The organism is Streptomyces sp. NPDC031445 (assembly GCF_055581365.1).
Genome location: NZ_JBVIJO010000028.1, coordinates 1 through 22941, shown reverse-complemented (window position 1 = coordinate 22941; position 22941 = coordinate 1). Strand labels below are relative to the sequence as shown.

The 22941-nt window shown below is 70.8% G+C and carries 21 protein-coding genes and 3 pseudogenes; 12 read left to right on the top strand and 12 right to left on the bottom strand.

All coding sequences use genetic code 11. The annotated features are described in order from the left end of the window. Window positions 1-36 precede the first annotated feature (36 nt). Window positions 37-363: a hypothetical protein gene (locus ACZ5DC_RS39245; protein WP_468661062.1), complete on the top strand. Its 327-nt coding sequence runs from the start codon at window positions 37-39 to the stop codon at window positions 361-363. Window positions 364-1004: 641 nt separating this feature from the next. Here ACZ5DC_RS39245 and ACZ5DC_RS39240 read toward each other — a convergent pair. The 3 genes and pseudogenes from ACZ5DC_RS39240 to ACZ5DC_RS39230 all read right to left on the bottom strand — a co-directional run. Then, window positions 1005-1302 (bottom strand): annotated as a pseudogene (locus ACZ5DC_RS39240) (NAD(P)-binding domain-containing protein); the annotation flags it as partial. A gap of 1253 nt (window positions 1303-2555) precedes the next feature. Then, complete coding sequence (locus ACZ5DC_RS39235) at window positions 2556-3986, bottom strand: selenium-binding protein SBP56-related protein (protein WP_468661060.1); 1431 nt, start codon at window positions 3984-3986, stop codon at window positions 2556-2558. A 1287-nt stretch (window positions 3987-5273) separates the two neighbouring features. Further along, the gene (locus ACZ5DC_RS39230; RefSeq protein ID WP_468661058.1) at window positions 5274-5912 is read right to left on the bottom strand and encodes a TetR/AcrR family transcriptional regulator; all 639 of its coding nucleotides are present in this window, start codon (window positions 5910-5912) and stop codon (window positions 5274-5276) included. Between the two features lie 121 nt (window positions 5913-6033). Here ACZ5DC_RS39230 and ACZ5DC_RS39225 point away from each other — a divergent pair, with 121 nt between their 5' ends. Next, window positions 6034-6822 (top strand): SDR family NAD(P)-dependent oxidoreductase, encoded by a 789-nt coding sequence (locus ACZ5DC_RS39225; protein WP_468661056.1) that lies wholly within the window; start codon window positions 6034-6036, stop codon window positions 6820-6822. Between the two features lie 294 nt (window positions 6823-7116). Here the strand turns inward: ACZ5DC_RS39225 and ACZ5DC_RS39220 are convergent, their stop codons facing one another. Then, on the bottom strand, window positions 7117-8031 hold the full coding sequence (locus tag ACZ5DC_RS39220; RefSeq protein WP_468661054.1) for an MBL fold metallo-hydrolase: 915 nt from the start codon (window positions 8029-8031) through the stop codon (window positions 7117-7119). A gap of 164 nt (window positions 8032-8195) precedes the next feature. On the opposite strand from ACZ5DC_RS39220, the gene ACZ5DC_RS39215 reads away from it, so the two are divergent. From ACZ5DC_RS39215 to ACZ5DC_RS39205, 3 genes are all read left to right on the top strand, one after another. After that, window positions 8196-8405 (top strand): hypothetical protein, encoded by a 210-nt coding sequence (locus tag ACZ5DC_RS39215; RefSeq protein ID WP_468661052.1) that lies wholly within the window; start codon window positions 8196-8198, stop codon window positions 8403-8405. Continuing rightward, on the top strand, window positions 8392-9783 hold the full coding sequence (locus tag ACZ5DC_RS39210) for an amidase (RefSeq protein ID WP_468661050.1): 1392 nt from the start codon (window positions 8392-8394) through the stop codon (window positions 9781-9783). Before ACZ5DC_RS39215 ends, ACZ5DC_RS39210 begins: the two co-directional genes overlap by 14 nt. Window positions 9784-10092: 309 nt before the next feature. Next, the gene (locus ACZ5DC_RS39205; protein WP_468661048.1) at window positions 10093-10656 is read left to right on the top strand and encodes a TetR/AcrR family transcriptional regulator; all 564 of its coding nucleotides are present in this window, start codon (window positions 10093-10095) and stop codon (window positions 10654-10656) included. A gap of 18 nt (window positions 10657-10674) precedes the next feature. Here the strand turns inward: ACZ5DC_RS39205 and ACZ5DC_RS39200 are convergent, their stop codons facing one another. Then, on the bottom strand, window positions 10675-10812 hold the full coding sequence (locus ACZ5DC_RS39200) for a hypothetical protein (protein WP_468661046.1): 138 nt from the start codon (window positions 10810-10812) through the stop codon (window positions 10675-10677). A gap of 75 nt (window positions 10813-10887) precedes the next feature. Then, the gene (locus ACZ5DC_RS39195) at window positions 10888-11499 is read right to left on the bottom strand and encodes a TetR/AcrR family transcriptional regulator (RefSeq protein ID WP_468661044.1); all 612 of its coding nucleotides are present in this window, start codon (window positions 11497-11499) and stop codon (window positions 10888-10890) included. A gap of 217 nt (window positions 11500-11716) precedes the next feature. Between ACZ5DC_RS39195 and ACZ5DC_RS39190 the strand changes: the two genes are divergently transcribed. The 5 genes and pseudogenes from ACZ5DC_RS39190 (at window position 11717) to ACZ5DC_RS39170 (ending at window position 14532) form a co-directional block, all read left to right on the top strand. Beyond that, the gene (locus ACZ5DC_RS39190) at window positions 11717-11851 is read left to right on the top strand and encodes a hypothetical protein (RefSeq protein ID WP_468661042.1); all 135 of its coding nucleotides are present in this window, start codon (window positions 11717-11719) and stop codon (window positions 11849-11851) included. Continuing rightward, window positions 11851-12021, top strand: a pseudogene (locus tag ACZ5DC_RS39185) (MFS transporter); the annotation flags it as partial. The gene ACZ5DC_RS39190 and the pseudogene ACZ5DC_RS39185, both read left to right, overlap by 1 nt. A 145-nt stretch (window positions 12022-12166) precedes the next feature. Further along, window positions 12167-12850 (top strand): hypothetical protein, encoded by a 684-nt coding sequence (locus ACZ5DC_RS39180; protein WP_468661040.1) that lies wholly within the window; start codon window positions 12167-12169, stop codon window positions 12848-12850. A gap of 216 nt (window positions 12851-13066) precedes the next feature. Continuing rightward, complete coding sequence (locus ACZ5DC_RS39175; protein WP_468661038.1) at window positions 13067-14026, top strand: alpha/beta fold hydrolase; 960 nt, start codon at window positions 13067-13069, stop codon at window positions 14024-14026. A gap of 335 nt (window positions 14027-14361) precedes the next feature. Beyond that, complete coding sequence (locus ACZ5DC_RS39170) at window positions 14362-14532, top strand: hypothetical protein (RefSeq protein ID WP_468661036.1); 171 nt, start codon at window positions 14362-14364, stop codon at window positions 14530-14532. 608 nt (window positions 14533-15140) lie between these two features. Here the strand turns inward: ACZ5DC_RS39170 and ACZ5DC_RS39165 are convergent. After that, window positions 15141-16130, bottom strand: coding sequence for an alpha/beta fold hydrolase (locus ACZ5DC_RS39165; RefSeq protein WP_468661034.1), 990 nt, complete (start codon window positions 16128-16130; stop codon window positions 15141-15143). 136 nt (window positions 16131-16266) lie between these two features. On the opposite strand from ACZ5DC_RS39165, the gene ACZ5DC_RS39160 reads away from it, so the two are divergent. Further along, the gene (locus ACZ5DC_RS39160) at window positions 16267-16884 is read left to right on the top strand and encodes a helix-turn-helix domain-containing protein (RefSeq protein WP_468661032.1); all 618 of its coding nucleotides are present in this window, start codon (window positions 16267-16269) and stop codon (window positions 16882-16884) included. Between the two features lie 19 nt (window positions 16885-16903). Here the strand turns inward: ACZ5DC_RS39160 and ACZ5DC_RS39155 are convergent. From ACZ5DC_RS39155 to ACZ5DC_RS39140, 4 genes and pseudogenes are all read right to left on the bottom strand, one after another. Continuing rightward, window positions 16904-17062: pseudogene (locus tag ACZ5DC_RS39155) on the bottom strand (NF041680 family putative transposase); the annotation flags it as partial. 103 nt (window positions 17063-17165) lie between these two features. Continuing rightward, window positions 17166-17666: a hypothetical protein gene (locus ACZ5DC_RS39150; protein WP_468661030.1), complete on the bottom strand. Its 501-nt coding sequence runs from the start codon at window positions 17664-17666 to the stop codon at window positions 17166-17168. Between the two features lie 149 nt (window positions 17667-17815). Beyond that, the gene (locus tag ACZ5DC_RS39145) at window positions 17816-17950 is read right to left on the bottom strand and encodes a hypothetical protein (protein ID WP_468661028.1); all 135 of its coding nucleotides are present in this window, start codon (window positions 17948-17950) and stop codon (window positions 17816-17818) included. 398 nt (window positions 17951-18348) lie between these two features. After that, the gene (locus ACZ5DC_RS39140) at window positions 18349-19104 is read right to left on the bottom strand and encodes an FG-GAP repeat domain-containing protein (protein ID WP_468661026.1); all 756 of its coding nucleotides are present in this window, start codon (window positions 19102-19104) and stop codon (window positions 18349-18351) included. A gap of 1155 nt (window positions 19105-20259) precedes the next feature. On the opposite strand from ACZ5DC_RS39140, the gene ACZ5DC_RS39135 reads away from it, so the two are divergent. Further along, entirely contained in the window at window positions 20260-21786 is a 1527-nt protein-coding gene (locus ACZ5DC_RS39135; RefSeq protein ID WP_468661024.1) for a chitinase, read from the top strand. 131 nt (window positions 21787-21917) lie between these two features. On the opposite strand, the gene arr is transcribed toward ACZ5DC_RS39135, so the two are convergent. Next, window positions 21918-22328 (bottom strand): NAD(+)--rifampin ADP-ribosyltransferase, encoded by a 411-nt coding sequence (arr, locus tag ACZ5DC_RS39130; RefSeq protein WP_468661022.1) that lies wholly within the window; start codon window positions 22326-22328, stop codon window positions 21918-21920. Between the last annotated feature and the right edge of the window lie 613 nt (window positions 22329-22941).

Below are 22941 nucleotides of genomic sequence, written 5' to 3'. Positions count from 1 at the left end.
TTATCACCGTTGTTACGCCTTTCGTACTGTGCAAGCGTGATCACGACCAAGTCGCTCTTCAGGCCCATGGGGGAGATCATGCACAAACGTCGCGTCATTGCGTCCTTCGGCGTGGCCGTAGGAATCGCGCTCGGCACTCTGGCCGGAGCGGCCACTGAAGCGTCTGCGGAATCGGCCCCCCAGAGCACCGCACACCCGGCGGCCTGCAGCCACATCACTTCGCGGGCCGGGGACACCTTCTCCCAGTATGCGGCGAGGTTTGGAATCAACGTCTACAAACTGCTCTACGACAACAGTAGTTGGTTCCACGGCGGCCCGGACGACCTCATTCCGCCGGGCAATCTTGTTTACATCTGCCCCTGAGCAGATGTTGTGCTGGCCACCTGGCCCGGCAGCCGGTAGAGGGTCGCGCCGGCTGTGGGCCGGCGGGTCATCCCTCCGCCACGAGTGCCGTCCGTGGCGATCTCGGCCGTGAACTCTCCCGGACCCGCCGCCGGTGGCCCGGCTTGTGCTGGCCGCACAGCCAGTCGGCCCAGATCGTCTTGGCGTATATCTCGGGGTCGACGGCATGTGGCCGCGCGGCGACGTCGGACAGGCCGGCGGCGAATGCCTCGGCTTCTTGACGTCCCCGGAGCCTGGGTAGGGGGGCGCACCATCCAACGACGCTGCGGCCCCTGCGTCATGCGGTGACCGGCTGCGGAATCTCCAGTATTTCGGCGATTCTCCTTGCGGGCGCCGCCACGCGCGGTGGCAGGCAGCTGTCCAGAGCGTCGAACGTCGTCACACAGTCGGGGCGATGAGCATCGTGACCCACTCGACCAGAGTGTGTGGGAGGTCGAGTGCGGCAGGATGGGGAACCGACAGGGCTCCTGCGGTGCCGAGTCGAAACTTCGAATGCCTCCCTCAACAGCATGGGAGCCCTGTGCGTTTGCGCACCGCGTCCTCACGCCAGCTCTGTCCCCGGGTCGGCAGCTGCTCCGAAAAGGCCTCAGTCAATCGTGTGCTCAGGCAGGAAGTTCGGTGATGCTGAGGGCGAAGTTCAGGTTCCCGACCCGGTAGTTGGCGAGGCCCACCGTGACCACGCCCGTCCCTTCCAGCCAGTGCGCCATTTGCAGGCCGCCGACGTCCAGCGGGCGCAGCCCGAGGCTCTCGATAAACGCCTGCACACTGGACTTGGCCTGCGCATTGTCGCCGGCGAGGAAGACGTCGGGCCGACGCCCTCTCCAGGACATGGCGGAAGACGGTGTTGAACGCCTTCACCACGCTGGCGCCGGCCGGGGCGGCCTTGGCGACTTCCCGCGCCCCGCGAACGGCTCCTCGCCGCCTTCGACGTCCCCCCACCACCTCCCTGTGTCCCTACATCACCGCCGCCGTCGAACTCGACCCCCAGCACCCCGCATCCCAGTACGCACGCGACTTCAAGAAAGCCGTCGCCGCGCGGCTCGCCGACACCGCGCGCGAAGCCGGCGCCGCCGACCCTGAACAACTCGGCGAGCAGCTCGCGCCGCTCCTCGACGGCCGCCGCGGCCCGCACCCGGGTCCTCGACGCCGACACCTTGCCCACAGCCGCCGCCATCGCCGCCGTCCTCATCGACAACGCCATCCCCGCCACAACCAGCGATGACCGGCGACGAGAGGAAGCGCCGAGCTGACTTGGCACTCCGCGACCGGGCTGCACGCGCTGCCGGTCGCGCAGCTGCACCCGCCGGTACGCGACACCAGCCGCCCGGCACGGACACCGCAGCCGAGCCCGAGCAACCCCTTGACCGGACCGGAGAGACCCCCTCCGCGCCTCGTGGGCAAAGGCCGGAGGAGGCCGGGGGTTTCGTCAGCTCCGGCGGACAGCGAGGTACCACAGGTCCTGCAACCCTCATGTGTGTGAGTATCCGGTCAGTGGTCGAGCGAGTGACATACGCGGCGTACGCAGCAACTCACCAGCCAGTCGCGCCTCGCCGTCGCGACAGGGGAGCGGTCGAGCCGTCAGGGGACCCGGCTCTGGCCCAGGGCGACTGGTCGATCTTGATGGACCAGTCGCCCTGTTCCCCCGTTTCTCCGCGCTGACCTGCAACGGTCACCGCATCCACTATGCCCGCGCGTACGCGCGCGAGGTCGAGGGCTACGCGGGCCTCGTCACGCACGGATCGCTTCAGGCGAAGCTGATGGCGGAGGCGGCCCGTACTCGCGGTGCCCCGGGGGCCGCTGGCGATCGGCTACCGGCTCGTGTCACCCAGCTTGACCACCAAGGCTTGGTCGGGCGGGCGGCGGGGTCAACGGCTGGGACGTGAGCACGCGGGACCTCGCCGGTCGCACCACGGCGCATGGGCGGGTCCCCGGCAGAGGACGCCACGCCTCCACGACCCCGTCGGGCGTGAAGGGCGATGTTGTGCCGCGGTCTTGGCTTGCTGACTGCTGGTGATCTCCCACAGGTTTCCCTGATGGGCTGCGGTCAGGAACTGCCTGTCGAGCGCGGAGACGATTCAGCCCGGTCCCATGCAGGCGGCGGGCGGCGCCCTGGCGCACCGGCGGTGGCCCGGACGTAGGTACCGGCCCTGGGGTCAGCGGCGGTAGCAGTAGGAGTCGGAGGAGGCGTCGCCACCCTGCAAGCGTGTCTGGTGCACGCGCAGGCCGGCGAAGTCCTCGCCGTGGGGGAAGAAGCGGCCGTCCACCGACAGCCCGCCGCGCGAGGTATCGGCGTCCAGCTTGACCATCCACGGTTCGATGCCCGCGGGATAGAACTGCTCGTCCCAGGCGGCGTACAGGGAGTTCGTCAGGTAGACGCGCTCCCCGTCGCGGCTGACCTCGACCATCTGGGCCCCGCCCGTCAGCGGCACGTCGGGCGCTGCGGGGTGCGGCCGGCGGGTGGTGATGCCGCCGAGCCGCACGGCCGCGGTCCGCCGGGGTTGCCGCGGGTCGCTCACGTCGTACTGGATGAGGTCGCCGGTGCCCCACGCAGAGACGTACAGCCACCGGTCGTCCACCGAGAGGTCGATGTCGGTGATCAGCGGGGGCACGGCGCCGAACGGCTTGAGCGCCGGGGGCAGGTCCTCGGCCGGGGCGGGCTCGGCCGGGAGGGTGATCACCTTGGTGACGTGGAAGCCCTCGCCGTCGCGGTGCCACCGCCACACGGAGGCCGACAGGTCTTCGATGTCGACCACGGTGTTGGTGAACCCCCAGGTGGCCCCGGGGTCATGTGCGGGACGTAGTTCCAGCACCATCTGGTGGGCGTCGCCCAGGTCGACCTCTTGCAGGTGCCGGCCGGTGCCGAGTTCCCAGAAGTGCAGGCAGTGGCCGTAACGGCGTCCCAGCAGCAGGTCGGGGACGAGACCGCCCTCGATCATGGAAGGGGTTCCCCACTCGCTGGTCACGGCGATGTTCTGGGCCAGGTGCCACCAGACGTCATAGGCGAGATGCTGCGGCCCGCGCTCGCTCTCCCAACCGCGCAGCACCTCGAAGGTCTCGTGGTCCAGCAGCGCCACGCCGCCGGGCCCGTCCGCGCCGTCCGCGCCGCCCAGGCACGACAGGAAGACGCCGTCGGGACCGCAGTGCAGGGTGTGGGGGCGCGAGTACCCGGCCCGGGCGGCCAGTTCACCTGGCTCGACCGTCTTGACCAGGCGGGGGCGGGCCGGATCGGGGACGGTGTCGAAGACGTGCAGCCTGGAGGAGCGCAGTCCGGGGACGATGAGATAGCGGCGCGCGGCGTGGTGGTGACCGGCATGGGCCAGCGCGCTCGAGCAGGCGTTCCAGCCGAAGTGGTGCAGTTCGTTGCCCACGCCGGGTACCTCGGCGTGGGCGATCACCCGGCCATACGCCGCGGAGCCGGGGTCGGTGCCGACGGTGAACAGCCCGTCCGGACGCGCTCCGGCCGGGTCGAACCCGACGACGTAGGCGAGTCCCTCCCCGGGCGCGGCGGCGGCGTCCGCCGGGGTGCGGTACAGGGTCGGGTCCTGGTGGCCGTCGTGGTCGCGCGGGTGCTCGGTCGTCGTCATCGTGAGTTCCCCACTCGGCGAACACAGGGCCAAGGACCGGGTGGACCCCCGTCACGGACGGGCCGGCTCTCTCGTCCGCCGTCGACGTGCGGTGAAGGACGGATATGCCACTGCTTCCGAGCCTTTCACAGTCCCCGGGGCCCTGCCACGGCGCCCGGCCTGCGCTGCCGTGTCTCGCGTCGTGCGGCTGTCCCGGCCCGTGTCCCCGGCCGCCGGGCCGTCCCCCGCCGTGCCGGGCGGGCTCGCTCAGCCCGTCTCCGTCGAGGGCGCGGTGCCGTGCCGCCGCTGGTCCGCTGGATTCCGGCTGCCGGCCGCCTCCTCTTTGCGCCTGGGTGCCCGAGGTCGCTGGCCCGGTGCCGTGCCGTTGGCCGCCGCTTTCGCTTCATTCTTCGCCCTGAGTTCTCGCCGGGCCGTCCCGTCTGCGTGCGCCGCGCGTCCGCGCCGTGCCGCAATGGCCCGCCGCCGTCGCCCCGGGCCCCGCTCGCACTATCGGCCACCGGCCACATGCCGCTACGCTTCGGCCGCCACGTCGCCCGCACGCCCGCGCTGGCCCCCACCCCCCACGCCTCCGGGCCGCCCGCCGTCCGCGCGCGCCTCCCGCCGTCCGTCGGCTTGCGCCCGAGCTGCGCGGCGACCGGCCGGCCGCCCTGGGCGCGGGCCGCGGGCCGTGCCGTCCGGCCGCTTCCTCACCCGTTGCGCCTTCGCCGCGCCCCGGCCGCAACCCGTGTCGTGCCTGCCGGCGATACCGTGCCCGCCGCACTGGTCTGCCGTGCCGTTGTCCGCGCGCGCCCGCGCTGACGCTGCTGCGACCGCCGGCCGCCTGTGGTGCCCCGTCCGTCCCGCCGTGCCCCGGCAGCGCCGTGGTCGTGCCGCGCGCTGCTCCAGGTTCCCCTTCGGCGGGTCGCCGTCCCGGCCGCCCGCCGTCCCCGGCTAACTTGCGTTCCGACCAGCCGGGTTGGGCCTGCGTCCGCTGTCCCGCTCCCAGTCGTGCGCCGTCCGCGCCCGCGCCGTCGACCTCCCGCGCCGTCAACCGTCCGTGCGCTCGCCTGTCGGCGCCGCGTCGGTTCCCCGCTCGCGCGCCGGCCGCGCCGCCGTCCTCACGCGCGCCGCCGGGCCGCCCCCAAACCGTCCGGCCGCGGCCGGAGCCCTTGACTCCGCCGCGCCGTCGTCGCCCGGGGACGGACCCGCCCCGCGCGGCGCCCGCCGGCCGTCCGCGCGCCCGAGCCAGTTTCGTCCGTCACGACCGTCTGTAGGGCGCATGTGCGCAGAGCGGTGGGGCCTCGTGTCTCAGGCGCCGTGGGTCCCCGGTGCGCCGTATCGGGCGAGCATGGTCAGCACCGCTTGGTCGACCGCGTTGGTGAGGGCGGTGTCGTCGGGCTCCCAGCGTGCGAGCAGCATCCGCGGCCAGAACACGTAGTTGGAGATCATCCCGAGGAATTGGGTCGCCGCCATCTCCGCATCGTCGAGCCGGGCTGTACCAGCGGCGTTCTCCGCTTCCAGGTAGCGGCGGACCGATTCGAAGTAGGGCATCTTGCCGAGGTTGAACTGGGTCGCGCCGAGCTCGGGGAAGCGTGGTACCTCGGCGATGACGATGCGGAAGAGGGCGGCCATGCCGGGCTGGGTGAGAAGGGCCACGTATCGGCGTCCGATGGTCTCAAGCCCCGCGCGGAGGTTCCCTGGCTCGGGGAGGGGCGCTTCCTCGTCGTCGACCTTCCAGTATTCGGTGACGATCGCCTCGAACAGGGCCGCCTTGGTGGCGAACTGCTTGAACAGAGTCGCCCTCGACACTCCGGCCGCCTCGGCGATGCGGGCCAGCGAGGTGCCGTCGTAACCGGAGTCGAGGAACAGCTTCGTCGCTGCCTCGATGATGGACGTCCGCTTCTGCGCTGCCACGCGCCGGTGGTATTCCGAAGGCTGTGCCGTCATGCCCTCCAGTATGCCCCTCACTACGAGGTGAGTCACTTGACTCACCTCTAGTCCTGCTCCTACCTTGAGAGAGGAGGTGAGTCACTCGGCTCACCACTATGTGAGCCTGGAGGGAAGCATCATGGGACGCTTTGAGGGCCAGACCGTCATCGTCACGGGCGGCAGCGGGGGTATGGGCAGCAGTCATGTGCGGGGCTACCACGCCGAGGGGGCGAACGTGGTCATCGCGGGCCGCGACCACGACGCCGGTCGTGATCTCGCTGCTCAGCTCGGTCATCGGGCTCTGTCCGTTCACCTGGATGTCACCAGCGAGGACGACTGGGCGGCACTGGTGCGAGAAGTCGAAGGCCACTTCGGGCCGGTCACCATCCTGGTGAACAACGCGGGAGTCCAGAACCCGGCGGCCCCCATCGAGCACACCGAACTCCGCACGTGGGAGCACACCTTCAGCGTCAACGTCACCGGCCAGTTCCTCGGCATCAGGGCCGTGGCTCCGTCGATGCGCAGGGGCGGTGGCGGAACCATCGTCAACATCGCCTCGACCATGGCCCACGTCGGCACGGCCTTCTACGCCCCCTACACGGCCAGCAAGTGGGCCGTGCGCGGGCTGACCAAGACGGCCGCGCTGGAGCTGGGGCGGGACAACATCCGGGTCAACTCCATCCACCCCGGCGTCGTCTCCACACCGCTGATCAACGAACCCACCGTCGCAGGCCAGCCGGCCATCGCAGACTTCTACTCACCCGATCCCTTCGCCATCCCTCGCCTCGCCGAACCCTCCGACATCACCCGCCTGTTGCTCTTCATCACCTCCCAGGACGCATCTTTCGCCACGGGCTCGGAATTCGTCCTGGACGGGGGCCTGCTGCTCGGCCCCGCACTCCAACCCGAATCCGACATCGCAGCTTGAGCCGGCATCGCAGTATGGAGCGTGCAGTCGCGGGCGCCCATCTTGTCCAAGCCGAAGCGCGATCTTGCCTTGCGCTGATCTCTTCGGGCGTCATCAGGATGAGTGCGTCCGATTAGTGATCACTGATGCGATGTAGGAGCGGATCGAGCCGCTGATGCCGGCCGATCCTGTGCGGGGGCCGGAATGCAGGAAGCGGAGCCCTGCCGGGGACGGTTCGGTCCGGGCCCGGTGCGACCGGGCCGGAGGTTCGGGTCGACACGGGAGCGGAGTCCTGACGGCTCGGACGGTCGCCGGTCAGTGCGAGTCGGCGTGGACGGGCGACAGCCGGTAGCCGCCCTCATGGCGGACGACATGGCCCGCCGTGGGCGGTGCGAAGTGGGTGCCCAGGACGAGGGTGTCCGTGTCGGTGAGCGAGGCGAGCAGCGTGCGGCGCGAGGTCTCGGACTGCTCGGGGTCGATGTCGACACAGGAGCCGATGGCGGGGCGGGCGAGCTGGACGGGGTGGTGGATGCAGTCGCCGGTGATCAGAGCTCTCCGGCCGCGGCTTGTCAGTTCCACGGCGACGTGGCCCGGGGTGTGGCCGGGGGTGGGCAGCAGACGCACGCCCGGTACGACGTCGACGCCCTCGGCGGGAACGTCGACGAGGTCGAGCAGCCCCGCCTCCTCCACGGGGATCACGGAGTCCCGGAACATCTGCTCGCGCGCCTCCTCCATGTCGTACGCGGCCCAGAACTCCCGCTCGGTGCGGGAGGTCAGGTAACGGGCGTGGGGGAAGGTGGGAACCCACTCGCCGTCCGCCTTCCGCGTGTTCCAGCCGACATGGTCGGCGTGCAGGTGGGTGAGGATCACCAGGTCGACCGAGTCCGGGGGGAATCCGGCGGCGGTGAGGTCCTGAAGGTAGGCGGTGTCCAGGTCGTGCCAGGCGGGGTTGACCCGTTTCTTGCCGTTGCCGATGCCGGTGTCGACCAGGATGCGCAGGCCGCCGAGGGTGAACGCGAAGCTGTGGCTGTCCAGGCGGAGGGTGCCCTTGTCGTCGGCGAAGCAGGGGCGCAGCCAGTCCTGCGCGGCGACGATCTCCGGGGTGGCGTCGGGCAGCAGCCACGGCCCGGTGGCGGGTGGCAGGAGGACCTCGTCGATGCGACGGACGGCCACGTCGCCCACTGTCCAGGAAGGAGCGGCGGCCGGATCGGGGGCCGGTGCGGTGCTCATGATCGTTCTGTCCTTCGGGTCTCGGAGTGGAAGGCCGTTGTGCGCCTAAACGCTATTTATTTGCTTTAGAGCATCGTAGGCGCCTACAGTGAGCTAACGCAAACTCTTAGCTTTTGAGTGAGAGGGTGCGCGGCACCGCTCCGGCCCGAGAAGAGGGGAGTCTCATGTCCGCCGAAGACCTCACCCCGCCCGAAGCGGCCCGCTGGGCCGCCCGTGGCGGGCTCTTGCTGCCGTCCGACCGCCACGCCGCGGTCGCGGCCACCGCCAACCACATCCATTCGGTCGTCGCGGTCCTGCGGGAGCTGGACTTCGGGGACACCCCGCCCGCCCCCGCCTACCGCGCGGTCCGGGAGATGCGCGATGCAGCCGTATGAACTGTCCCTGACCGAAGCCGCCGACGCCATCCGGGCCCGGCAGCTGTCGCCTGTCGAACTGGCGGACTCCGTCCTTGAGCGCATCGCACAGGCGGAGCCGCACCTTCATGCCTACGTCACCGTCACCGCCGAGCGTGCCCGCAGGGCCGCGCGTGAAGGCGCACACGACATCGCGGCCGGCCGCTATCGCGGTCCGCTGCACGGCATTCCCATGGGCGTCAAAGATCTGATCGACGTGGCAGGCGTGGCGACAACGGCCGGCTCCCGGGTCCGCGCCGACCATCGCGCGCAGACCGACAGCACGGTCGCCGCGCGGCTGACGCGGGCCGGTGCGGTCCTGCTGGGCAAGACGCACACGCACGAGTTCGCCTATGGCCTGACCACCCCGCAGACCCACAATGCCTGGGACACAGGCCGGGTCGCCGGCGGCTCCAGCGGCGGATCCGCCGTCGCCGTCGCGGCGGGCATGGCCACCTTCGCCCTGGGCACCGACACCGGCGGATCCATCAGGGTGCCCTCCGCGCTCAACGGGGTGGTCGGCCTCAAGCCGACCTACGGCCTTCTCCCGCGCCACGGCGTCGCGTCCCTGTCCTGGTCGCTGGACCACGTCGGCCCGATCACCCGCACTGTGGAGGACGCGGCCCTGGTCCTGACCGCCCTGACCGGACACGACCCCCTCGACCCAGCCTCCCTGACCGCACCCGCCATCGACTACCGGCCGCCCGCGGCCGTGGAGTTGAAGGGGCTGCGGATCGGGGTGCCGCGGAACTACTACTTCGACCACATCGCCCCCGAGATCGAAGCCGCCGTCCGGCATGCCATCGACCAGCTTCAAGCCCTCGGCGCACGCCTCGTCGAGGTCGAGATCCCCATGACGCGCTACGTCCAGGCCACCCAGTGGGGTCTGATGGTGCCCGAGGCCACCGCCTACCACGCGGACACCCTGCGCACGGTCCCCGAGCTCTACCAGGCCGATGTCCGCATCCTCCTCGAGGCCGGCGAACTGATGACCGCCGGGGACTACCTGCGCGCCCAGCGCTCCCGGACCCTCATGCGCCAGGAATGGGCCCGCATGCTCGAGGACGTCGACCTGATCGCCGCCCCCACCGTCCCGGCGACCGCCGTCAGGGCCGGTCAGGAGACGATCACCTGGGCCGACGGCGCTGTCGAGGGTGTCTCCGACGCCTACGTACGCCTGTCGGCCCCTGCCAACATCACCGGGATACCGTCCCTGTCCCTGCCCGTCGGCCACGACACGGCGGGCCTGCCGATCGGCATGCAACTGCTCGGGCGACCGCTCGAGGAGAGCCTGCTCCTGCGGGTCGGCCACGCCTATGAGCAGACCCAGCCCGTCCGTGACCTCGCACGCGCGGCGTGAGCGAATACGGACCCGGCGGCATCACTCCGGCAGGGCCGATGCCCGACGGCTCCGCCGCAGCCGCCGCCGGGCACTCGTCCGCCCCCGACGACAGAGCCTGTGCGGACGTTCCCCACGGGCGCCGAGCCGTGGCGGGGCCGGGGGGGGGCGATGCAGCGGACAGGGGCCTTGCCCGTTGCCGGCGCGCACCGAGGCGGCGCAGAAGCGGACGACGCGCGGAGAGAAGGCCGTCGGAGGGCGGCCCGTTGGCCGCACAGAGGCGCAGGGGGCCGCCGTCAGACGCAATGATTTCGCTTTAAGATGGACTCCATGAGCAGGCAGATGGTACGTCCCGGGGGGCGCAGTTCCCGGGTGCAGGCGTCGGTGCACGCCGCCGTACGCGAACTCACCTCGGAGGTGGGCCGGGACGCGCTGACGGTGCCGATGATCGCCTTGCGCGCGGGTGTGACACCCTCGACCGTCTACCGCCGCTGGGGGGATCTGCAGGAGCTGTTGTCGGACGTGGCGGTCGAGCGTCTGCGCCCTGAGACCGCGCCCAGGGATCACGGCGCCCTGTCACTCGACCTGACGGTCTGGGCCGAGCAGTTCCTCGACGAAATGTCCTCTCCCGCCGGCCGCGCCTATGTCCGTGACGCCCTGCTCGGCGACCCGGACGGTGGCAACGCCGGCCAGTGCTCCGCGTACGCCGCCGAACAGATCGACGTCATCCTCACCCGCGCGACCGGACGGGGGGAGGAGGCACCCGACGTCGAGACGGTCATGGATCACGTCGTCGCCCCCCTGATGTACCGCATCCTCTTCCGCCCGGACGGACTCGACGCCGCGTACGCGCGTCGGCTCGTGACAGCGCTCCTCGGCGCGAGGGGCCGATGACGGAGGAGCAGAGCGCAGTCAGCGGCGCTCGGCTGTCATGTCGAGGAAGGCGATGCGTGCCAGGGGGTGTCGCGTGCCGGTCAGCATCGCGTCGAACCGCTTGCCGCCGGTGAGGTGGTGGCGGAAGGCGTTTATGTAAGCCTGCCGACCTGGCATTGGCCGGCTTCGGTCAGTACCCACCGCTGGGACAGTCGCCCGAAGCAGGCCCCCTCCCGGCGGAGCCGGTGCCCGTCAGCCTTGGGCGACATCCGCCGATGCCGCCCGGCCAAGAGTGTCTGCCACCGTTGTGGAAGCGAGCCGGGCCACGGAGCGCAGCTCGGCGTCCGAAGCGCCGGCACGGCTCAGTACGGCCAGCGACTGGTTGACGGCGACGACGAACGCGGCGAGTTCGTCAAGTGTCCGGGTGTCGGCCGAGGAGCCCGCCAGCGCCGTGCGCACCCGTTGGCGCTGCCGGTCGAGCAGGCCGCGCACGTGAGTGCTGTTTTCCTCCTTCAGAGTCGGTGACTGTGCGGCGGACTGTGCGATGAGGCATCCCACGGGGACCGACGGGTCGGCGATGCGGCTCAGGACGACGTCGAAGAATGCCTCGACCGCACGTACCGGGTCACCCGGGTGTGCCGTCAGCGCCTGTTCGTACTGCGCGCCGTAGACCGACGCGTAGCGGTCGAGACACTGGCGGAAGAGGGTGTCTTTGCTGCCGAAGGCGCCGTAGAGGGAGCCGCGGCCGAGACCGGTGGCGGAACCGAGGGCATCGAGCGAGGCTTCCGCGTATCCGCGCTGCCAGAACACTCGCATGGCCTGGTCCAGGGCCGTACCGACGTCGAACTGCTTCCGGCCGGACATGGCGTGCACCTCCCGTTTCACGGCTCCGCTGCGAGCCTACCCGCATCTTGGACCGATCGGTCATCATCTTTGACCGATCGATCCAAGATGGCTAGCGTGAGGGTTTGGCGGGTCCCTCACCCGAAAGGCCGCACGATGATCAACGGCATCGCGCCAGACGTCCGCACACACGTCGGTCCCGCCTCCGAGGGGCGCCGGGTTCTGGCTGGTAGCCACTGTGTACACCCTGCTCATGCTGGGCGGGACGGTGCCGATTCCGCTGTATGCGTTCCGGGTGCCGCAGATGGGCTTCGGGCCCTTCACCACCACGCTGGTCTTCGCCGCCTACGCCCTGGGACGGTGCTCGCGCTGATGCTGTTCGCGTCGCTTTCCGACCGCGCGGGCCGCCGTCCCCTCCTGGCCGCCGCCCTGCTGGCCGCGGCGACGAGCACGGTGCTGTTCCTCGTCGCCCATGACGTCGGAACCTTGCCGGCGGCACGGTCCCTGTGCGGCCTGAGCGCCGGCGTCTTCACCGTCACGGCGACCGCGGCGCTCGGTGAACTCGCCGGAGCCGAGCACACCCGGCGAGCGTCGACCGTCTCCACGGTGCCGAACATGGCCGGACTGGGGACTGGACGCCATTGCCGCCGCCCTGTTCGCACAGTACGGGACCGCTCCCACGCACCCGGTGTTCTGGACCTGCCTCGCCAGCCTGGTCCCGGCGTTCCTGGCCGTCGTCGTCACCCCGGAGACCGTCACGGCCCGGCAGCGCCTTGCGTCGCCGATCCGCCGCCCCGCCATTCCCGGCCCGCGGACAGCGCGGACCGAGTTCCTGCGGGCGGCCGCGGCCGTTCTCGCCGCGTTCGCGGTCAGCGGACTCCTCTCGTCGTTGGTGCCTGCCTTCCTCCGCGAACAGTTGCACGTCCACGACGTCGCGGCTCTCGGCGCACAGGTCGGGCTGCTGTCCATCGTCGCCCTGATCGCGCAGGTGGCCGTCCCGGAGCGGCGGATCTCCGGGCGCCGGCCGGCACCAACGTTCCTCACAGCGGGCGTCGTGGTGTCCGAGACCGGCCTGTGGGCACGGTCACTGCCCACGTTCGCCGCCGGAACACCTCTGGCGGATACCGGCATCGGCCTGGTCTTCCGCGGCGGCGTCGGAGTCGCCCAGCGGCTCGCCGGCCCGCGGCGCAGGGCGGATCTGCTCTCTACGTACTTCCTGTTCGCCTACACGGGCACGATCGTGCCCACGCCGGCCCTCGGACTCCTCGGCCAGAGCAGCAACCAGGACTTCGCCACCCTGATCCTCGCCGCCGCCGTCATGGCGACGACCCTCGCGAGCGCACTCAGCCGCCCAGCCACCACCATGACCTGAGCGGCTGCCGCACCGAGTGGCTCTGCACCCCGCGCCTCAACGACGGGCTCCGCACGGGCACCCACGGCGAGCCAGAATGGCGCTGAACACCATAAATATCCGATGTGACCGGAACGCGTGCACACGGGTGCCGCTCTCGTCGTGTCCACCGCGCTCGCGGGCCCCGCCCCGGCTGACATACCGAACCAGGACACCCGATACCGATGGAGGAAGACCATGACTGACCCGGCAACCACCGCCCGCGTCCCCGACAACCCGGTCCGCGACCTGCCACTGCACGACCTGGCCGGCTTCACCCACCGCTGGGTCGACGCAGGCGGTGTCCGGCTTCATGCGGTCGAGGGCGGTCAGCCGAACGGCCCAGCCGTCGTGCTGCTCGCTGGATTCCCGCAGACCTGGTGGGCATGGCGAAAGGTGATGCCCGGCCTGGCCGACCGGTGCCACGTCATCGCGATCGACCTGCCGGGCCAGGGCCACTCCGAACGCCCGGACGGCAGCTACGACACGCACACGGTCGCCGCGTACGTCCACGCCGCGGTGCAAGCGCTCGGAGTGTCGACATACTGGCTGGCCGCCCACGACATCGGCGCCTGGGTCGCCTTCTCCCTCGCCCTGAAGTACGAGAGCAGGTTGCATGGCCTCGCGCTGCTCGACGCCGGTATCCCGGGCATCACCCTCCCCGACACCATCCCGACCGACCCCGAGGTGGCGTGGAAGACTTGGCACTTCGCATTCCATCTCGTGCCCGACCTGCCCGAAACACTGCTCACAGGCCGTGAACGCGAGTACGTCGGCTGGTTCCTGAAGGCCAAGGCCCTCGCCTCCGACACCTTCGACGACGCCGAGATCGAGCAGTACGCCGCGGCCATCGCCGCTGACGGCGGGCTCCGCGCTTCCCTGGCCTACTACCGGGACGCCGCCGAATCGGCGCGGAAGAACCACGAGGCCCTTGAACAGCACCACCTGACGGTGCCGGTTCTCGGGATTTCCAGCAGCCACGGTTCCGTCCCTGACATGGCGGCTTCCATCCGGCCGTGGGCCGACGACACCACCGGGATCGTCGTGCCGGACGCCGGCCACTTCATCCCGGACGAACACCCCAACGCTGTCGCGGCCGCTCTGGTCGGCTTCATCGGTCATCTCGACCCGGCCCTGAAGGACCGGGCTCGGAGGTAGGGCGCTACGGGCTGTGACGTGGCCTCCTTCGTCCAGGCACCCCTTATGGGGTGGCAGGGATGCGTGATGGACCCGACCGCGGGCCACCAGGGCGCAGGGCCCTCCGTGACCACGGCTGTTCACCCACCACGAAGGCCGCCTCCGTGTACGCCGGACATCGAACCGAGTGATCAAGTTCGAGGCACCAATCGACGCCGGACGTTGAAGACCAAGTCATGGCCTCCCTTGTGCACATACGGTCGGGCCGGTCCGGAGGTCCCGTTGCCCGGCCCAGGCGGGAGGAGCAGGCGTGGGAGCGGGTCCGCGGATGATGCCGGTCATCTCCCGTGGCACGCGTGGGCACGGACCTGGACCCCTGGCTCACGAGGGCGGGGCACTTCATGGCGGAGGAGGCGCCCGACGAGATCACGCAGACGATCCGCGACCTGCTGGGCCGCTGGGCCGCTGAGCCCGCCGCCCGGGCCACGGGCGGCGGCGGGCGAGCCCCGCGATCCGGCGACCACTGACCAGCCCGGTTCCCCACGGCCGCTGCCGTGGCCCGGGGCACACCGAGCGACGACCAGCAACAGTGGCGGCACGGACCCGGTGAGCGTGGGCGGGGAGGGCCGCTGCCGACCGCCGGGGAACCGGCCGTCGGCAGACCCCGGGATGCCGCATCGGCCCGGAAGCGGTTCATTCTGTCCACGCCCGCGTCGGTCACCGGGCCACCCTGACGGGGTCATACGAGGACGTCGGCAGGGCCGAACTCGCTTCAACGAAAGGCAATCTGGCGCTCCTGACCTTTGCAACGTGATGCCGGCAGGGACGGACGATGTGCGATCGGAGCGGTATGCCTGTTGGGTGAGGTATCCGCGAGGTGGCGGGCTGACGCACGAACGGCAGGCGTTTCGCGCGCGGATCCGGCTGGAAGCCGCCGAGCGATTCGCTGCCCGTGGCTCCCACCCGCACGTTGACCACCCGCCTGGTCCTGATGCGGGCCGGGCTCCTCGCCGAGGCTGACAAGCCCACGCGGTTCTCCGTCTCCGACAGCCGACCCGCACTCCGTGGATCACAGCTCCGCTGCCGCCTCGGGCACCGCGCCAGTGCGCGGACTGCTACGCCTGGATTGCCTGGTTCATCCCTGGAGGGTGGCGAGCCAGTCGGTCAGCAGGCGGTTGACCTCGTCGGGGCGCTCCTGCTGGATCCAGTGGCCGCAGCCGTCCAGGAGGTGGGAGGCCGACAGGCCGGGGAGGGTGGTGGGGTGGGCGTCGATGGCGTCGGACATCCAGGTGGTGGAGGCGTCCAGGGCACCGCCGACGAACAGGGACGGCTGCTTGATCGGGGCTCCGCGGTGCGGGGCAAGGTCTTCCCAGTCCCGGTCCATGTTGCGGTATCGGTTGAGTGCGCCGGTCAGGCCGGTGCGCTCGAACTCCCCGGCGTAGACGTCGAGGTCTTCCTCGCTCAACCAGGCCGGGAGCGGGCCGTCGGGGAAGCGGTCGCGTAGCCGGCCACCGCCGCGGGCGACGAAGTGCGGGTCGGGCTCGCCCTGGGCGGGCATGGTGTCGGCGGACAGGGCCGCGTAGAAGCCTGCGAGCCAGCCCCGGACGTCGGGCTCGATCTCCGCTTCGGCGCGGCCGGGCTTCTGGAAGTAGGAGACGTAGAACTCCTGCTCGGGGCCGCCGATCTGTCCGAAGACGTCGCTGGGGCGGGGCCCGCCGGGCGGCGCGTAGGGGACGCTCAGCAGGCCGACGGCGCGGAAGATCTCGGGGTGGAGCAGGGCCGAGGTGGCGGCGATGGTGGAGCCCCAGTCGTGGCCGACGACCACCGCGCTTTCCTCGCCGAGGGCACGCACGACGGCGACGTTGTCCTCCACCAGATCGAGCATGCGGTAGGCGTCGGTCGCCTCCGGCTTGGAGGAGCGGCCGTAACCGCGCACGTCGATCGCCACTGCCCGGTAGCCGGCCGCGGCGACGGCCGGGAGCTGGCGGCGCCAGGAGTACCAGGACTCGGGGAAGCCGTGCACGAGCAGTACCAGCGGGCCTGTGCCCTGCTCGACCAGGTGCAGACGCCCGGCCGGGGCTTGCACGGTGCGGTGGCGGAGCTCGGCGGTCGGCTCGAACTGCATGGGCTTCTCCTCGGTTCCCGGTGACGCGGCTACCCATCGATCATGCGGTGCGGCACCCTCCCGACGCGATCAGCCTTGCCACTCTGGCAACCTTGCAGGACAGAGCGGTGCAGCGGCTCAAGAAGGAGCGTGAAAGGTGGCAGCCGACGACGTGGACGGCACACTGGCCGCGATGGGGCCCCGGTTGCGGGCCGCACGCGAGCACCGCGGTGCGACGCTCGCCGGTGTCAGCCGCGCGACCGGCATCTCGCCCAGCACGCTGTCCCGGATCGAGACCGGCCGACGCAAGCCCACCCTGGAGGTGCTGCTGCAACTGTCGAAGGAGTACGGCGTCTCCCTGGACGAGCTGGCCGGCACGGCGCCCGCCCCCGCGGCCAAGCCGCGCGCTACCGCGCCGCTGAGCTTCGGGGATGACAAGGCGGTGCTGCCGTTGACCCGGTACGTCGGCGGCCTGCACGCCCACAAACACGTCCTGCCCGCCCTCAAGGACCGGCCCAAGCGGCCCCGTCAGGTCTCGCACGACGGCTACGAGTGGCTGTGCGTCCTGTACGGACGACTGTGGCTCGCACTCGGCGACCAAGACCTCGTCCTGACCCCCGGGGACGTCGCCGAGTTCGACACCCTCACCCCGCACGGGGTGGCGAACTCCAGCCCCAGCGGTCCGGTCGAGTACCTGATCATGTTCGGACCGCAGGGCGAGCGCCAACGGCCGCGCACCCCTCCAAGGTCTGGTGACAGAAAGGCTGCTGAGTGAGCAGCCGTGAGCTTGTTCTTTATGGTCTGAGTCGATTTCGTTCGGTGATGCTCTCGGGTTGTTTCACGGTCTTGCCCACGTCGTAGCGGGTGACGGGCCGCCGGTTCTTCGAGCCAAGTGGCCTGCCTGGGCCGGGCGTTGAGGGTTTCGGCGCCCGGGCCGGACAGGTGAGATGTGGGGCCTTGGTCGGAGCACATGATCGTGCGAAGGCCGCCCGCACGTCCGCCGAACAGCGGAACCAGAGATCAAGTTCGAGTGCCGTTCGGACGCTGGTAAGCAAGTCAGGTGGCAACCAGTGAGGCGTGGATCCGGCTGACGGCACGCAGGATCTCGTCGCGGTTCTTCGCCCGCTTGATCCATGCCGGAAGCCGGGCCACCAAGGTCATCTTCTGACCAGTGTCGTACCAGGGCGCTCGTTCCCTCAGCGACGCCTGGACGAAACGACGGATCAAGTCGAGATGTTCGAGGTTGTACGCCCACAACCACCCGTGCCGAGTCTCGACCTGGAGCCACAGCGGCATACCGAAGTACGGATCCGTCCCTGGTTGAGCTGTCCCGGCAGAGAGCGTGACATGACGGCCGCTCCACACCCGTGACAGTCCGCAGCCATGACAGACCAGGCGCCGCGGCCTGAACAGAATTCGCCCCCCGGGACCGGAGTCTTCGGGCGCCGGAACGACACGGGCGGCCTTCTCACAACCGGGGCACCGCACAATGATCAAGCTGATGAAGTCGTACTCGGTACTGCGCGGGTCCCGGAACCGAGCAGAGAACAAGGCCATGCGGTGAGTATGCAACTGCCTTGCCCAACAACGCATCCCGATTCGACCGCTCATGCTCAGGCCTGCCAGCCACCATGCCAGGACCGGACGAAGGTCAAAGAACAAGGTGAGTGCCTGTTCCTGAACCGGGTTGATGGGTAGCCTCGGCTCTACGCCGGCGTGGTGGAGCAGGGGCAGCAGCCGGCGCTGTGCTCGGTCTTGTCCGAGCCGCGGCGCCGGGTACGCAGCCGCGGCTGGTCCAGCAGCCCCTTGGCGATCCAGTCGTGGATGCGCCGTGCGGTCATGTCCGGACGGCCGGCCGCATGGGAGTCCGCGACAAGGTCGTCGACGGTGCCAGGCCCGCTGATGCTCTACCAGGTGTACACGAGGCGGAAATTACATCGTTCTCCCGGCAACGGGCCCCAGTTGGGGATGCGGCGCCTACCATCCGGCTGCCACGACCAACACAGCGGCACACACCACCCCGCCCGCCCCCCGGCGAGCCGCCGCGCCGCATCGACCCACACCCCGCACAGTGTGTCGCCGGTGCACCATCGACAGCGTGGTCAGCACCTCCGGCAACTCCTTGTCGGTGAAGGTGCGGTGAAGCCGCGGCTCGCGCGCGGTACGCCGGCCGCCACCCAGCGGACCGGACTGGGCCCCTGGCCGGGAGGTTCCCCCTTGTCCTCGGGGGGCCCAGGGGTCATCCGGCTCGCGCCCGTGTCCCGCAGGGAGGGTAGAACGGGGCCAGGCCCGCGTGGGGAAGCGGGGACGGGGGGTGGTAGCCCGTGGCGGCGGTGTCCGTCGTGTACGCGCGGGCGTTGGGCGAGAGGCCCGTGTGCGGGTCGCCGAGGCGGCCCTGGATCTCGTAGGTGCCGTCTCCGGTGTACGTGTACGCCGTCAGGTCGGGATACCGGTCGTGGTCGTAGTCGGCCACCGCGATGTCCTTCGTGGCCCCCAGGTCGAGGGGGACCGTGCGCCGGCTGCGGCCGGTGTCGGAGAAGGGCCCCAGCCTCAGTTCGGCCACGCGGGGCCGGACCGGGTCGTCGCCGCCCTGCTCCTTCCCCGCCACGACGACCAGGTCGTTCCAGCCGTCCCGGTCGAAGTCCGCGACGGCGGCGCTCACGTACTCCTGCCGGCCAGCGGTGCGATCGGCCAACCCCCGTGCCGGGACCGTCGTTTCGCGGGGCGTGCCGACGGCGAAGGTGACGGCCAGCAGGGCACCCCGGCGGGACGGGTCGGTGATCCGGTCCTGCAGGCCGTCGTTGTCCACGTCGGCGATCAGGTCCCCCGATCGCGTCCGGCACGCGGTGACGGCGGGCGGTCCCACCGGGCGCGGCGGGGGCCCGCCCAGCCGGTCCTCGCCGCCGGACAGGAGCAACAGGCCGCCCGCCAGCAGGAACGCCGTGCGGGTGAGCCGTCTCGGCCGGGAGGTACCGCCGGGTGCGCGTACGGACATGGGCAGGGATCGTAGCCACCGGGCCGGGAGTGTCAGGGAGCGGGGCCCCGGCGGATGTTCTCGCCTGTGCCGTTGACATTGAGCAAGTCCGTCACCGTAGACCCTCGCACAGCATGTCGCACAGCTTTCGATATTTCGACGATGCCTTGCCGGGTGGGGATCGGCATCCGCACCCCTGCCATCGACGCGGCGGACTTCGTGACCCCGCCGCTCGGCAGACCTTCCTTCCTCACCGTGGCCGGTGCCACGGCGGCGGCCCTGTCGGACACGGACGGCGGCACCGCCCAAGCCGCCCGGCGGACCGCGCGGACAGCACACCGGCGAGCCGCCGCCGCACGGCCGTTCCCGCTCACCGCGGTGACCCTGCTGGCCGGGCCGTTCCAGCACCACCAGCACCGCAACACGGCCTACTTGCGCTTCGACCGGATGGGTACGCCCTGGGCCCGGCCGTCCTGCGCCCGGGCCCCCGCCGTGCTGCCGGCGTCCCCGCGCCGGCCGCGTTGCCCCCGCCGTGCTGCGGCCGCGCGGTGCCATGCTCGGAGGCCGCCTCCCGCCGTCCGGCCGCCGTGGTCCCGTCCGCGTCCCTGGCCGCCCGCGCCTGGCCTCCGGTCACCCGTCGGCGGTCCGCCGTCCCGCTCACCGCACCGCGCCGGTCCCTGGCCGTCCGGAGCCTTGCGCCGAGCTGCGCGGCGTCTTGACGGCCCGACCGATCCGGCCGTGCGGCGCCTGACCGCCGCCCGTCTGTCCCGCGCCGCCTGTCCGCCGTCCGGAGGCCCGGCCGCCTGCCGTCCCCCGTCCTGCGGCCGTGCCCGCCGTCCCGCTCGCTGCACCCGTGCCGCGCCGCCGTCCGTGCCCGCCGCCGCCCTCCGCGCCTCCTCACCGCTTTGAAGAGGGTGGTGAGGGTACCGAGCATGAGCACGCGTATGGCTGGTCCGCCTCGCAGTGGCGAGCGCGCCCCGCGCCGGAAGTTCGAGCGTGGTCCAGTCCGCCGTGGGGCGCCCTGGTCAGGGGCGGGGCGTCGGGCGACCGCGAATTGGTCTAGTCCCTTTTTGGTCCAGACCATTGACCCGGCATTCCGGCGAGCGCTATCCCAGTAGTCGGCAACTCCCTGTCCCCACAGGGACATCGGCCACCCTTCCACACACCGGGACTGACATGAGACTCGTGCGCTCCTTCCGCGCAGCCCTCACGGCGGCCGCCACCCTGGCGGCCGCGACGGGCCTCGCCCTCACGGGAACCGGCACCGCCCAGGCCGCGACGCCCCTGCCGAACCACGTCTTCGCCCCCTACTTCGAGGCGTGGACCGGCGAGAGCCCCGCCGCCCTGTCCGCCCAGTCGGGCGCCAAGCACCTGACGATGGCGTTCCTGCAGACCGCCTCGAAGGGCTCCTGCACGCCGTATTGGAACGGCGACACGAGCATGCCGGTCGCCGCCTCGACGTTCGGTGCCGACATCAAGACCATCCAGAACAACGGCGGTGACGTCATCCCCTCGTTCGGGGGGTACACGGCCGACACCACCGGCACCGAGATCGCCGACAGCTGCACCGACGTACAGCAGATCGCCGCCGCGTACGAGAAGGTCATCACGACCTACGACATCTCGCGGCTCGACATGGACATCGAGGTCGACTCGCTCGACAACACCGCCGCCATCGACCGCCGCAACAAGGCCATCAAGCTGGTCGAGGACTGGGCCGCGGCGAACGGGCGCAAGGTGGAGATCTCCTACACCCTGCCGACCACCACGCACGGCCTCGGGGACACCGGCGAGGCGCTGCTGCGCAACGCGGTCGCCAACGGCACCCGGGTCGACGTCGTCAACCTGATGACGTTCGACTACTACGACAACCAGGCCCACGACATGGCGAAGGACACCCAGACCGCCGCCCAAGGCCTGTACGACCTGCTCGCGCAGCTTTACCCGGGCAAGACCTCGACCCAACTGTGGAACATGGTCGGCGTCACGGAAATGCCGGGCGTCGACGACTTCGGCAAGGCGGAGACCTTCACCCTGGACAACGCCCGCACCGTGTACGACTGGGCGGTCGCCAAGGGCATCAACACCCTGTCCTTCTGGGCGCTGCAGCGGGACAACGGCAGCTGCGCGGGCGGTGCCGCCGCCGACAACTGCTCCGGCATCCAGCAGAACACGTGGGACTTCACGCACATCTTCGCGCCGTTCACCGGTGGCGGCTCCACCACACCGTCGAACGACTTCTCCGTCGCGCTCACTCCGTCCTCCGGCTCCGTGACGGCCGGCCAGTCCGCTACGGCCACCGTGAAGACCGCCGTGACCACGGGGAACGCCCAGAGCGTGAAGCTGACCGTCAGCGGGGCCCCGGCGGGCGTGACCGCCTCCCTCAGCCCGACGTCGGTCACCGCGGGCGGCACCTCCACCCTCACCCTGGCCACCACCTCGGCCGCGGCCTCCGGTACCTACACCGTGACCGTGACCGGCGCGGGCACCTCGGGCAGCCACTCGGCCGCCTACTCCCTCACCATCACCGGCGGCTCCGGCAACCAGTGCACCGCCGCGCCTTGGGCCAAGGACAAGGTGTACACCGGCGGCCAGCAGGTCTCGTACAAGGGCCACAACTGGAAGGCCAAGTGGTGGACGACGGGCGAGGAACCCGGCACCACCGGTGAGTGGGGCGTCTGGCAGGACCTCGGTCCCTGCTGATCCGCCCGCCTGACACAGCCCGAGGGCCGCGAACTCAAAGGCGGCCCCCGGGCATCGTCCGGCGTACCGACGGTTTTCGTCAGCAGCGACCAGCCGACGGACGGGACCGCCCTCCCGTCACGGCACGACGATCAGTTGACGATCTCGGCGCGACCGTCCAGACGGCCGGCGGCCAGCCGGTCCCGCCACATCCGGAGAGCCTCGGGTGTCTGCCGCGTCCAGTCCGTGACCTCGCCGACGATCCGGAGCGGGTCTCTGCTGCGGTACGAGCGGGTGGGATTGCCGGGGTACTTCTTGTCGGTGACGTTCGGATCGTTCTCGAACTCTCCGGTCGGTTCCACCACGTACACCCGCGGGGCCCCGTCGCCGGGTGCGAGCTCGGCGGCAAGTCCCGCGCCGTCGCGCAACGCGGTGAAGTAGACATGGTTCATCACGATGTCGGGCCGGTAGTTGGATCGGAAACCGGCGGTAAGGTGATCTCCGACCTTGAGGTCGGCCTTCGTGCCGTGGAAGAACGGCCCCTCGTCCAACGCCTTGTCCATCGCCGAAGGCTACCAACCGAGCTGCCATGACGACGCCCGGACCGCATGCCGAGGAGGCCGTGGGGCGGGCAAGGACCAGGCTCGGAGACGGGTGCAGGAACGCTGTCGGGGCAGGTGTGTGAGTCGGGTGTGTCCGCGTCCAGGGCGGTGGGCGGTCGGCCACGACGTCACTGAACTCGTCGGGACGGCCGGAGCAGGAGGCCACCGGCTCCCCTGGGGCGACGACGTTGACGACTGTGCAGACCGGGCGCGCCTCGAAGCGCGCGCAGTTCGTCGGAGTCTTGGTGCGTGAGGTCGAGCTCCGCCTGGTGGGGGTCCTCGGTGAGCGCCGGCGGCATGCCCGGTGCCGCGGCCGGCTGCGTCGGTAGCCCTGTCGCAGTCGTGGTCGAGTGGCGCGGCCGGTTGCGGGCCTGCCCACAGGGTGAAGGTGAGGGTGATCTCGTGTGCGTCTTCCGCCTCGTGTTCGGGGCGGAGGTGTTCCAGGTAGGGCACGGCGAGGCGGGTGAGCCGGTCCCGTTCCAGGCTTGCTGTGTGGTGTGGGTTGTCTTGGTTGGTGTGGTTGTGTGGGGTGGCTGGCGTGTGGTGTCTGGGGCGTGGGTGGCGTGTGTGGCGG

Bases quoted from the DNA above. Each gene is read 5' to 3' on its own strand.
- ACZ5DC_RS39210 (WP_468661050.1), top strand. From the start codon at position 8,392: ATGCAGCCGTATGAACTGTCCCTGACCGAAGCCGCCGACGCCATCCGG.
- ACZ5DC_RS39230 (WP_468661058.1), bottom strand. From the start codon at position 5,912: ATGACGGCACAGCCTTCGGAATACCACCGGCGCGTGGCAGCGCAGAAG.
- ACZ5DC_RS39195 (WP_468661044.1), bottom strand. From the start codon at position 11,499: ATGTCCGGCCGGAAGCAGTTCGACGTCGGTACGGCCCTGGACCAGGCC.
- ACZ5DC_RS39215 (WP_468661052.1), top strand. From the start codon at position 8,196: ATGTCCGCCGAAGACCTCACCCCGCCCGAAGCGGCCCGCTGGGCCGCC.
- ACZ5DC_RS39165 (WP_468661034.1), bottom strand. From the start codon at position 16,130: ATGCAGTTCGAGCCGACCGCCGAGCTCCGCCACCGCACCGTGCAAGCC.
- ACZ5DC_RS39200 (WP_468661046.1), bottom strand. From the start codon at position 10,812: ATGCCAGGTCGGCAGGCTTACATAAACGCCTTCCGCCACCACCTCACC.
- ACZ5DC_RS39135 (WP_468661024.1), top strand. From the start codon at position 20,260: ATGAGACTCGTGCGCTCCTTCCGCGCAGCCCTCACGGCGGCCGCCACC.
- ACZ5DC_RS39220 (WP_468661054.1), bottom strand. From the start codon at position 8,031: ATGAGCACCGCACCGGCCCCCGATCCGGCCGCCGCTCCTTCCTGGACA.
- ACZ5DC_RS39145 (WP_468661028.1), bottom strand. From the start codon at position 17,950: ATGACCGCACGGCGCATCCACGACTGGATCGCCAAGGGGCTGCTGGAC.
- ACZ5DC_RS39150 (WP_468661030.1), bottom strand. From the start codon at position 17,666: ATGGCCTTGTTCTCTGCTCGGTTCCGGGACCCGCGCAGTACCGAGTAC.
- ACZ5DC_RS39175 (WP_468661038.1), top strand. From the start codon at position 13,067: ATGACTGACCCGGCAACCACCGCCCGCGTCCCCGACAACCCGGTCCGC.
- arr (WP_468661022.1), bottom strand. From the start codon at position 22,328: ATGGACAAGGCGTTGGACGAGGGGCCGTTCTTCCACGGCACGAAGGCC.
- ACZ5DC_RS39205 (WP_468661048.1), top strand. From the start codon at position 10,093: ATGAGCAGGCAGATGGTACGTCCCGGGGGGCGCAGTTCCCGGGTGCAG.
- ACZ5DC_RS39225 (WP_468661056.1), top strand. From the start codon at position 6,034: ATGGGACGCTTTGAGGGCCAGACCGTCATCGTCACGGGCGGCAGCGGG.
- ACZ5DC_RS39235 (WP_468661060.1), bottom strand. From the start codon at position 3,986: ATGACGACGACCGAGCACCCGCGCGACCACGACGGCCACCAGGACCCG.
- ACZ5DC_RS39140 (WP_468661026.1), bottom strand. From the start codon at position 19,104: ATGTCCGTACGCGCACCCGGCGGTACCTCCCGGCCGAGACGGCTCACC.